8 protein-coding genes are annotated in these 11150 nt (G+C 47.4%); 2 read left to right on the forward strand and 6 right to left on the reverse strand.

Translation table 11 applies throughout. The features are described from left to right. Window positions 1–88: 88 nt before the first annotated feature. The 4 genes from rlmB to carA form a co-directional block, all read right to left on the reverse strand. Entirely contained in the window at window positions 89–1462 is a 1374-nt protein-coding gene (gene rlmB, locus QUB37_RS24510) for a 23S rRNA (guanosine(2251)-2'-O)-methyltransferase RlmB (RefSeq protein WP_333167125.1), read from the reverse strand. 263 nt (window positions 1463–1725) lie between these two features. Next, complete coding sequence (locus tag QUB37_RS24515) at window positions 1726–2172, reverse strand: ribonuclease III domain-containing protein (RefSeq protein ID WP_333159833.1); 447 nt, start codon at window positions 2170–2172, stop codon at window positions 1726–1728. 383 nt (window positions 2173–2555) lie between these two features. Further along, on the reverse strand, window positions 2556–2912 hold the full coding sequence (locus tag QUB37_RS24520) for an STAS domain-containing protein (RefSeq protein ID WP_333037230.1): 357 nt from the start codon (window positions 2910–2912) through the stop codon (window positions 2556–2558). Window positions 2913–3079: 167 nt separating this feature from the next. Beyond that, window positions 3080–4237 carry a glutamine-hydrolyzing carbamoyl-phosphate synthase small subunit gene (gene carA / locus QUB37_RS24525; RefSeq protein WP_333167127.1) on the reverse strand — a complete coding sequence of 386 codons (1158 nt, stop codon included), beginning with the start codon at window positions 4235–4237 and terminating at the stop codon, window positions 3080–3082. A gap of 488 nt (window positions 4238–4725) precedes the next feature. Between carA and QUB37_RS24530 the strand changes: the two genes are divergently transcribed. Then, entirely contained in the window at window positions 4726–5190 is a 465-nt protein-coding gene (locus QUB37_RS24530) for a retropepsin-like aspartic protease (protein WP_333167129.1), read from the forward strand. Window positions 5191–5368: 178 nt separating this feature from the next. On the opposite strand, the gene trpD is transcribed toward QUB37_RS24530, so the two are convergent. Then, on the reverse strand, window positions 5369–6484 hold the full coding sequence (gene trpD / locus QUB37_RS24535; protein ID WP_333167131.1) for an anthranilate phosphoribosyltransferase: 1116 nt from the start codon (window positions 6482–6484) through the stop codon (window positions 5369–5371). Window positions 6485–7349: 865 nt separating this feature from the next. Here trpD and QUB37_RS24540 point away from each other — a divergent pair. After that, window positions 7350–10331 (forward strand): PAS domain S-box protein, encoded by a 2982-nt coding sequence (locus tag QUB37_RS24540; protein ID WP_333167133.1) that lies wholly within the window; start codon window positions 7350–7352, stop codon window positions 10329–10331. Between the two features lie 254 nt (window positions 10332–10585). Here QUB37_RS24540 and QUB37_RS24545 read toward each other — a convergent pair whose 3' ends face one another. Beyond that, window positions 10586–11086 (reverse strand): adenylate/guanylate cyclase domain-containing protein, encoded by a 501-nt coding sequence (locus QUB37_RS24545; protein ID WP_333167135.1) that lies wholly within the window; start codon window positions 11084–11086, stop codon window positions 10586–10588. Between the last annotated feature and the right edge of the window lie 64 nt (window positions 11087–11150).

Raw genomic sequence — 11150 nt, forward strand, 5'->3', positions numbered from 1 at the left:
ATTCTTACTTGTTCCGGGTGTGGTGCCACTCAATTCTGGGCGGCATCCACAATAAACTACTCTGTTGTGCTCTTTTTTTCAAGCACCTTTACGATCCGTGTACGTGAAACTTTTTGGGCCCGCGCTGACGGTAAATTTCGTATAAAGCCATCCCCGTTGCTACCGAGACATTCAGGCTAGGAGTATGGCCCCTTAAAGGAATTGAAACTAATCCGTCACATCCGCGCTGTATCAAAAGGCTCAAACCGTCAGCTTCACCACCCACCACTAAAACAGTGGGCCCGGAGAACTTGACTGTCTCTATAGATTGACCGACGCCTGCTGCAGTGCCATAAATCCAGAATCCAGCCTCTTTGAGTTCTTCCAGCGCCCGGTTAAGATTGACAACCCTCGCCACGGGCAGGCTTTCCAATGCCCCTGCTGCCACTTTTCTCACTGCCGAGGTAATCCCAACAGCCCGCCGCTGGGGAATCACCATGCCCTGAGATCCCAATGCTTCTGCGGTGCGAATGATCGCCCCTAGATTGTGCGGGTCGTTGAGTCCTTCTGCCACCACAATTACTGGATCTTCGCAAGCCGACTTAGCCTTTGCGATCAGTTCGCTCAAATCCAGGTATTCGTAAGCTGATACTTGGGCGGCTACGCCTTGGTGGTTTGCTTTGCGCGTGATGTAGTCGAGGCGCAAATCGTCAACTTCGTCAATAATGCTGCCGTTGGCTTTTGCTTCGGTTAGCAAGCTATGAAAGCGGGGATCGTAGCGCAGGTGCGGAACAACCCAGATCCGGTTGAGGACTTGGTTTGTTTCTAAAGCTGCTTGCACCGCATGGCGACCGTAAATCATGTCGTCTGTGTCTGCGTCTGGTTGCACGACTGTATTTGAGGCAGTGTCAACAGGGCGAGTGTCTCTGTCTTTGTCTCTGTCTCTGAAATGGTTGCCCCGGAATTCCTGCGGGCTATTGTCTTTGTCTCTGTCTTTGTAATAATTGCCCCTGGATTCCTGTGGGCTGCTGTCTCTGTCTCGGAAATTATTGCGGGCCCGCTGTGGGCTGCTGTCTCTGTCTCTGTCTCGGAAATTGTTGCGGGCCGGTTGCGGGCTGCTGTCTCTATCTCTGTCTCGGAAATTGTTGCGGGCCGGCTGCGGGCTGCTGTCTCTGTCTTGGTAATAATTGCCCCTGGATTCCTGCGGGCTGCTGTCTCTGTCTTTGAAATGATTATTTCTGCGAATTTCCGGTTGGCTGTCGGAATCGACTCTCCGTTTGAAAATTGCTCTCACGGGCATTTCTCGCGATTGCGGGGCGAAGGTCGATCGCTTTTGAGGCGCGTCTACTCCGCGAGTATCGGGACGGGGCTTGCGTTCAAAGCGGGGAGAGGATGGTTGTGAGTCCTGACGGCGGCCTTCGCTTTTGAATGGCTTGCTGTCGGAATTCGATCGCGAGGAGTTGGGTCTGGTAAATTTTCTCATTGGTTTCTTGTAGTCAAAACGTTTTGGCTGAAGGCTAGTCGATTGTAGATTGTAGATTTGAGATTCTTGATTGAGGGAGCAATCTTGGGGCTTTGAGATTTTAGATATTCTAGGGAGGGAGCAAGGATTTTGCTGTGTTCAAATTGCTAGTTAATAACTGATAAATCCTGTTTTGCCCATCAAGATTTTTGAGGTTTTATGTTGGCCGTGCAAGGATGGTTAATTAATCCCTCCTCATTCGCAACTCTTAACTGCTAAATCCTTTAAGTCTCAATATCTAAAAGTGCCAGAAGTTCGGTCAATCTTTCGGGATCGGTGAGATACAAATATCCGATCAAAGTTTCTAAGCTGCTGGCTTGTTGGTATATCTCTGGATCTGCTCGCTTAGAACGGCCCGCTGCAGCATTGCGGCCGCGCTTGACAATTGCTAATTCTGTACTGTTCAAGTAAGGAGAGAGCGATCGCAAGTGACGCGCTTGAGTTTCGGCTCGTACTTGCCCCACCACCAATTCGTGATAAGCTTGCAATCTTTTGGGTGGCACTAAGTACGAACTCCGAACGTAGAGTTCGTACACTGCATCTCCCAAATATGCCCAGGCTGCAGGCGAAATTCTTTCTATTTCTGCTGGTGTAGCCCTCGCAGGATGCACTCGATTTAAACTGATATCCGTCAGACTCAGTTTGAGTCCGTCATCTGCGATCGGCGACATACTTTTTTAAATAAAACTTCCGCACAGCTTGGTTTTTCTAGTTACTTACTTATTTCGTCTTTCGTCACTTCCGCAATTATAGCTTTTACAGGACTGTTCGCTCTCAGAGCACGAAGCGAGATATATAGGCAAAGCTTGGCGCGACGATCGCACTCCTAAAAAAGGCTTTTTACCAAATCGGGATGCTCTAATTTTTATACCATTTTTCCGCGTGTTTGCCACACATATTTTACTGCCCATCCACCGAAACTCTAAGCATCGGAGAAATAGCGGCTGGCGCGTGTCACAGCTTCTGGGTAAATTGGTATTGTTTTACCAGCAAAAAAATAAAAATTTGCTATCCAGCGTTTAGAACCGGATAGCTAATTTAATCCACTTTGGCGTCAAGCATCCTTGACGTTTTTTACCGCCTCATCAACCGAAGGCTGCAAAGACAAAAATTTCTCTAAGCGAACCAGTTTAACAGTCTGAGTTACGCGGGGATTTGAGACAATTTGCAATGTCCCTTCCAAGGTTTGGGCTTTTTTGACAAGTTGCACAAGTGCGCCCAAGCCTGAACTATCCACAAAGTCTATCTGAGACAAGTCCAAAATTACGTGTTTTGGGCCCTCGTCAATACATTTGCTTATTACCTTCCGAAAAGTGGCCTCAGAAAAAGCGTCCAGCAGGCCAGTCAAGCGAAATAACTGATAGTTATTCTTGACTTCGCGAGTGCCTCTGAGGCTAACGGTCAGGGTCAATGACTCAGGAATGACACCCTCCTAGCTAGATATGGCTTAAAGTCGAGGCTTCATTATAGGAGTTTTTTGGTCTTTTGTCTACAGTTTTTTAGTCATTGGTCATTAGTCAGAAGCGATCGACATAAACAGCCTCTGATGACTACTGACTAATGACTGCTGACTAAGGACTACTTACTGCTGGCTACTTTCTGATTGTCTCGCATTGACTGCACGAATCGATCGAATAAATAATCGGCGTCGTGCGGGCCCGGACTGGCTTCTGGGTGGTACTGCACTGAGAACAGTGGCAGAGTTTTATGTTTCAATCCGGCTACGGTGCGATCGTTCAAATTGAGATGAGTAATCTCTACTTCGGGGGTTAGGGAATCGGGGTCGATCGCAAAACCGTGATTTTGGCTAGTAATTTCTACTTGCTCGGTTAAACCCGCTGGATGATTCAATCCCCGATGGCCGAACTTAAGTTTAAAAGTTTCTGCACCCAAGGAAAGTCCCAAAATTTGGTGTCCCATGCAGATGCCGAATACGGGTTTGTCCGACTTTAACAAAGCTTTCGCAGTAGCGATCCCTTCCGTTACCGCCGCCGGATCTCCGGGGCCGTTGGACAGAAAAATGCCGTCCGGGTTGTATTTGAGGATTTCCTCCGGCGAGGTGTCAGCGGGGACAACGATGACCCGACACCCGTAACTCGCCAGACGCCGCAGGATGTTGCGCTTGATCCCAAAGTCTAGCGCTACCACCGTCCACATTTTGCCGTTAGCAGGTTTGACTGTAGGACTGAACTCCCAAACCGAGTCCGTGGCTTCAGACCACTCGTAAACCTTGCGGGTGGTGACTTCCTGGACTAGATTCAGCCCGTCCATGCTGGGGGCGTCTTGTACTAGCTCCAAAAGCTCTGCCTGGTCGAGAATCGTGGTCGAAATGCCACCGTTGATCGCTCCCACCGTGCGAATTTTGCGAGTCAGGGCGCGGGTGTCGATCCCGTAAATTCCGGGGATATCGTACTGTTTTAGGTAGTCTTGCAGAGATTGCGAACAGCGCCAGTTGCTGGGGCGGCTGCAGACGTTGCGGGCGATCGCGCCCCGAATTTGCGGGCGCGAGGATTCTTCGTCTTCGAGATTTACCCCGGTATTGCCCAATTCTGGATAAGTAAAAGTTACAATTTGACCGCAATAGCTGGGATCGGTCAATACTTCTTGGTAGCCCGTCATTCCCGTATTAAATACTACCTCGCCAACGACGGTGGCGTCAGCGCCAAAGGACCAGCCGCGGTAAGCAGTACCGTCAGCCAGGACTAGGAGAGCGGGTTGTGCAGTTGAAAGTGACATGGCATCCTTAATTACTTTCGTTTGGTTTAATTCTTACCACTGCCAGGGATTTGATGCTAGTCGGCAATATACAGATATTATTTTAATTTGTGCAAGGGTTCGGAAAAGCAAGGCACTTATGCCGGAGGCCCGATGCCGGAGGCACTTATGCCACAGGTAATCAAAAAGCAGCAATAAGTGCAAATTCTCCATCTCCCCCCGCGCCAGCAATTTATCTGCCAGCAGCTTAGGAGGCGGGCGGAAATTCTATATCTATACCAAAAGGCAGTTGTCGCTGTTACGATCGAGCTACAGCGTTTAACGAAACTATGGCCAGCAAATCTCCCTTGCCTTTACTCTCAAACTTATACAAGCATCTACTGAACTCTCAAAAACTGTGCAAACCGTTACTGGTTGTAACAACAGTTATTTCTCTGAGCAGTTCAATTTTAATAGGGACTGTTGCCAACTCCTCGCGAGCAGTGGCTCAAGAAAGTGAGGGATGCTTCATGCGGAGCTCGTCAGGCCGAACCCTCAACCTCAGCCAATCAGTCTGCGGTTTTCTCCCCGAAGAATTGACGCCTACCACTTCGGCGGCGGCAAAGTCGGGAGTGTTTCAGGCAAAAATCAAACGGCGAGAGGCTAATATCCCCGTCATAGAAGTCACGTTTAACGGCAAACAAAAGTTCGAGATGATGGTAGATTCTGGAGCTAGTGGCACAGTAATTACACCAGCAATGGCTAAAGCCTTGGGCGTTGTTCTCCAGGGAACAGTAAAAGCACAAACTCCCAACGGAGTGGCTACTTTTCCCCTCGGTCGCCTGACTTCTATGGAAGCAGGTGGTCTGGCAGTTAACAATGTGGTTGTGGCCGTCTCGCCATCCCTAGATATCGGACTGTTGGGTCACGACTTTTTTGGTAATAAAGATGTGACTATTAAGCAAGATGTCATTGAATTTCGATCGCGCTCTTAAAAAAAACGAAGAAGTCCGAGGGAAGAAGTAAAGAAAAATTTAGAATTAAATAATTTTTACTCTTGGTCACTTAAAACCAAAAATTCCTTCTTCCTTCTTCCTTTTTCCTTTTTCCTTCATCCTTCTTCCATCCGTTACATCCGTTACATCCGTTACAAAATCCGTTGCCGAACTTCCTTCATTTCAAAAACTCAATCAACTGCTGCAACTTCAACCAAGATTCACCGCTCAATAAAATGTCCTTAGCCATAGAAACTCCTGCTGCGTGAGAACCCATAGGAATTGCACCTCCCACCTGCAAAGCCAAAGACGCATTCAAAGCTACAACATCCATTTGTGCGGACGTACCTTTGCCTTGCAAAACGTTCCGCAAAATCTCGGCGTTTTCCTCAACATTTCCGCCTTTTAACGAGCCGATCGCACTTGGTGTCAATCCTACCTTTTCCGGGTCTAAAGTAGTCAGTTCCACTTTGCCATCCGACAAAACCGCCAAATCAGTCACATCACCCAAACCCGCCTCGTCCAATTTTTCTCTGCCGTGAACGACTACAGCTAACTCAGTCCCCAACTCGCCCAAAGCTTGGGCAATAGTTGGTACCAGACTAGGATCGAACACCCCAATTACCTGCCCTGTAGGGCGCATAGGATTGACAAGGGGCCCTAAAAGGTTAAAAACAGTCCTTACCTTCAAAGTGCGCCGGAGCGACGCTACAGCCTTAAGTGCGGGATGCCACCCAGGCGCAAATAAAAAGGTGATGCCCACAGAGTCTACCGCAGCTCTCACCTTCGCCGGATCGGCGTTGAGGTTGACTCCGAGTGCTTCCAACACGTCAGCAGAACCCACTTTGCTTGATGCCGATCGATTTCCGTGTTTGGCAACTCGAACTTTGCCGGCGGCGGCCACAAAAGCGACAGCAGTGGAAATATTAAAGGTGGAAGCGCCGTCGCCGCCCGTGCCACAAGTATCAATTAATTTGAGATTGGAGGTTGGAGATTGGGAATTGAAAACGCTCTCCGACTCACCTGCAAGCGACTGAGAATCCAATACCTGAGCCATTCCTACCAATTCTTGGGCAGAGATGCCTTTGGCTTGGATGGCCGCTAAAATTGCTCCTGAGAGGACGGGGGGAATAGCTTCTGCTAGCCATCCCTGCATTAAGTCGGCTGCTTGGGCGCGTGAGAGAGATTGTCTGTCTAACAGTTGTTGCAGGAGGGCTGGCCACACAGGAGAATCTGCCGTCTGGGTGGAAGCAGGGGATAACTCTGGCGTTGCTAGGAGAGGAGAATCTGTCATTTATTAGTTTTTAGTCAAATTTAGCCCGATCGAGCTTTGCGGCCAAACCGAGAATCGATCGGGATTTTACCAGACTTGCCGATCAAATTTTGCGCGATCGGGCCTCGATTTTTGCTCAAATGCCAGCACCGCTACAGAATTTTTCCGCCTGCAGTAGCAGAATATGAATTTTTTGATACAACAATTACGCTATTGTTGTGCCAACTTTACATAGAAACCCCAGATCGTACAACTGCCAGTAGTCTGCTGTATTATCTATCAGCAATAATACTTAACAGTAACTCAGAGCACCCAAAGACCGATAAAAGTTTCCGACAGGAGTTGTGGAGACCAAAAAATTTTAGACATTAGGGAGCCCCAGATTCATCTGTGGAGTCAACTTTAATCTAAAATCTCAAATCGACTGACAGCAAGGACAGCGAGCATTTAGCTCTTGCAGGCGGGTTAGTTGCTTCGGGTAAGAGTCGATCGTACTCTCACCCAAATCCTAAAAATAGAGTCTTGCGGTTGTACAAGTCGCTGCCTTTTATTATTGTAACAACCTCCTTGCTACTAACTTATTTCAGGGTATTCAACGGCTAATATATTCAGGGAGATTTCAACGAACGGGTTTTGCTAGAACACCTGCATCATAGGTCGTTCGATGTGCCAATGCGATCGTGACAGCCAGTCAAACCTCAAATAAATACCCGATCAAATCAACTTTCGGCAGCAACCACTAACAACTAACAGCCCCGTAGGACAGATAAATAAACACACTCGTCTCCGGCTGCGACACACCATCTTTCAACCTAACTAACGGCTCGAATTTAACAGGCGGTAGACCAAAATATTCAACTCACACACAAGAGCAGGGTATTCAAAAGTGGGAAATCAAAAACTAGGAAATAAAGCGATAGAATGCCTGAATGTCGCGGAGGCACTGCACCAAATGGAAGCAAAATATTATAGTATGTTTGAAAATGCGGTGTCGGGCATTTTTCAAACAACCCAAGACGGTCGCTACATCAGCGCTAACCCAGCTTTGGCTCGCATTTACGGATATAGTTCCGCCGCAGAATTGATGGGTTCTCTGACTGATATCAGCGATCAGCTTTACGTCAATCCCGATCGCCGCGATCAGTTTGTTTCTGCTTTGCAAGAACAGGGCATCGTATCGGATTTTGAGTCGCAGATTTATCGCCGAGACGGAACAATAATTTGGATCGCTGAAAATGCGCGGGCTGTCTGCGATGAAGCGGGTAAATTGCTCTACTACGAAGGTTTTGTAGAAGATATCACCCAGCGCAAGCACGCAGAATCTGCACTTCGAGAAAGCGAAGAACGCCTGCGCTTAATAATTGAAGGTGTTAAGGATTACGCTATATTCATGTTAGATCCTGATGGGTATGTAGCTAGCTGGAATTCGGGTGCAGAACGCATTTTTGGATACATATCTCATGAAATAGTCGGCAATCATTCGGAGTGTTTTTTCAGTAAAGAAGATATTGAAATCGGCAAGCACAAAGAAAAATTAATCCTGGCGGTGGCAGAAGGTCGATACGAAAATGAAGGCTGGCGGCTTCGCAAAGACGGATCGCGATTTTGGGCGAATATTATTGTTACTCCTTTGCGCGATGAAAGGGGAAAGTTGCAGGGCTTTTCTCAAGTAATGCAGGATATTACTGAGCAAAAGCGGGCGGCTGAGGAAAAGATGCAGTTGATTGCTTCTTTGCAGGCGTCGGAAAAAAAGTTTCGCACTTTGTACGAATCGACGACTGATGCGGTAATGCTGCTAGACGAAGAGGGGTTTTTGGATTACAATCCGGCTACTTTAAAGTTATTTGGATGCAGCACTGAATCGGAGTTTTGCGGCAAGCATCCTTCGGAGTTCAGCCCGCCGTTGCAACCAGACGGACAAGATTCTATGAGTCTTTATCAAGAGCGAATTAATACGGCTATGCGATCGGGAAATTGCCGTTTTGACTGGCGGCACCGTCGTTTGGATGGTTCTGAGTTTCCGGCGGAAGTGCTGCTAACTTCTATGGATATCGGCGGCAAAATAGGGCTGCAAGGCGTGGTGCGCGATATCACTTATCGGGTACAGGCTGAGGAAGCCCTGAAGCAGGCTAATGAAGTATTGGAACGCCGGGTTAAAGAGCGGACAAGTCAGTTGGAAGAGGCTATTAAAAAGTTGAGTTTATCGGAAGAAAAGTTTTCTAAGGCTTTTCGGTCGAGTCCAGATCCGATGATTATTACTACTTTTGATGATGGCCGTTTTATTGAAGTTAATGACAGCTTTCTGTCGATGACTGGTTACGATTTAGAAGAAACGACCTGGAATACAGTACCGGGGTTAAATATTTGGGTAAGACCTGAAGACCGACTTAATTTTAGGCGAAGTTTGCACGAACAAGGTGTTGTTCGCAATCAGGAATGCGAGTTTCGGATGAAGTCGGGATCGGTGGTGGTGTGTTTGCTGTCAGCAGAGTTGATTAATTTGGACGGCGAACTCTGTATGCTGGGGGTGATGACGGATATTACCGATCGCAAACACGCCGAAGAAGCCCTACGGGAAAGCCAGCGGGCCTTGGCGACGCTGATGAGCAATTTGCCGGGAATGGCCTACCGTTTTCGCAACGATGCCGATCGCAGTATGGAGTTTGTCAGCGAAGGTTGCTATCAGTTAGCCGGCTATTCTCCTGAAGAATTTATCGGCACTCGGGAAGTTTCTATCTCGGAATTGACTCACCCGGACGATCGCGAAAATTTGTGGAATGCCGTGCAAGTTGCCTTACAAGAAAATCGACCCTATCAGCTAAATTACCGAATTACTTCTAAAAATGGCGAAGTAAAATGGGTTTGGGAGCAAGGTTTGGGAGTGTTTTCCGACTCTGGAGATTTGATAGCTTTGGAAGGGTTAATTACTGATATTTCCGAGCAGAAACGCAGTGAAGAAGCTTTGCGACGATCGCAAACAGAGTTAACCCAACAAAAACTTCAACTCGAAAATACTTTGCACGAATTGCAGCAAACTCAAGCCTTATTAATTCATACTGAGAAAATGTCTACTCTCGGTCAAATGGTAGCCGGTGTTGCTCACGAAATTAACAATCCTGTTAGCAGCGTCTGCGGCAATCTCGTCCACGTCGGCCACTACACCGAAGATTTGCTGAATTTGCTCGATATGTACCAGAAGCACTGCCCGCAGCCGCCGGCAGCAATTCAAGATCAAATTAAGGATATCGAATTAGAGTTTCTGCTAGAAGATTTGCCGAAAGCGATGTCTTCGATGCAGGTTGGGGCCGATCGCATTCGGGAAATCGTGCGATCGCTCAGAAATTTCTCTCGCAAAGACGATTCTCAAATGAGCAAAGTTAACCTGCACGAAGGGATTGAAGGAACGTTGCTGATTCTGCAAAGCCGCCTGAAAGCCAGAGGCAACTATCCCGAAATTGCGGTAGTTAAGGACTATGGAAATTTGCCTTTGGTTGAGTGTTATGCCGGGAAAGTTAATCAGGTATTTATGAATTTGATCGGAAATGCGATCGACGCGATCGAGGAATACAACGAAGGGCGTTCAGTTGCTGAAGTCAAAGCTAACCGCAGCAAGATTAAAATTAGGACTGAAGTCCAAAACTCCCATGCTGTAATTAGGATTTCTGACAACGGCCCCGGTATGCCAGAAGAAGTTTCCCAGCAGTTATTCGAGGCTTTTTTTACCACAAAACCCGCCGACAAAGGTACCGGTTTAGGTCTGTCAATTTCCTACAAAGTTGTCCAAGAACACGGTGGCAAACTTAGCTGCGTATCTGCACTCGGCCACGGAGCAGAATTTATCATAGAATTGCCGATCGAACAACCCTAGTCAGCAGTCATTAGTCATTGGTTATTGCTTATTTATGACTGTTGACTGTTGACTGATGACGCTCGATCGCTAACCCATGACTAATGACTAATAACTAATAACAACTGCCAACTAACAACTACCAACTGCCAACTAACAACTACCAACTAACTATAGCGGTTTTCAAGAAAGTGACGTATGGGGTGAGTCCTATGCCTATGCCCTATGCCCTATGCCCTATGCCCTATGCCCTATGCCCGCGTGAGCACCTCATGTTACTGAGAAAGGCTATACTGACACCTTTCCCAATAAATTCGAGCCACCTTATCCTCTGGATTTTGCCCCAAACAATCCGCAAAAAGTCCCGCAGCTTCCCTAAAATTCTTCATATTGTAAAAAGACAAAGCCTCAGTAAATAGTTGCAGAGTCGCTAACTTCCCCGCTTTAACTTCCGGCCAATCCGCATCAAAAACTTCATAAACAGTCACCCATTCAGACTTACCCTTAACCTGAACTTTATCAATTACTCGAATTGCATAATCAGCAGGATTTGTCAAGCGATCGAACGTCTGCTGAGTAATTAACAGCGACACCCCGTAATTCTTCGTCAAACTTTCAATCCGAGAAGCCAAATTAACCGCATCGCTAATCACAGTACCGTCCATGCGGCTTTTTCCGCCCACTATACCCAGAATCAAAGAACCAGTATTGATTCCCACCCCAATCTCAACTGGCACATAACCCACAGAAGCGCGATCTCGATGGGAGTATGTCACTTTTGTAGTGAGTAATTATACTCATGCAGCTTGTCTCTGATTTCCAATTAAGCCATTCAAGTAA

Origin of the sequence: Microcoleus sp. AT3-A2 (assembly GCF_036705685.1) — a bacterium.
Classification (GTDB): Bacteria; Cyanobacteriota; Cyanobacteriia; order Cyanobacteriales; family Microcoleaceae; genus Microcoleus.

Excerpts from the sequence above, each read along its gene's own strand:
- rlmB (WP_333167125.1), bottom strand. The coding sequence starts at position 1,462 with ATGAGAAAATTTACCAGACCCAACTCCTCGCGATCGAATTCCGACAGC.
- QUB37_RS24515 (WP_333159833.1), bottom strand. The coding sequence starts at position 2,172 with ATGTCGCCGATCGCAGATGACGGACTCAAACTGAGTCTGACGGATATC.
- carA (WP_333167127.1), bottom strand. The coding sequence starts at position 4,237 with ATGTCACTTTCAACTGCACAACCCGCTCTCCTAGTCCTGGCTGACGGT.
- QUB37_RS24530 (WP_333167129.1), top strand. The coding sequence starts at position 4,726 with ATGCGGAGCTCGTCAGGCCGAACCCTCAACCTCAGCCAATCAGTCTGC.
- trpD (WP_333167131.1), bottom strand. The coding sequence starts at position 6,484 with ATGACAGATTCTCCTCTCCTAGCAACGCCAGAGTTATCCCCTGCTTCC.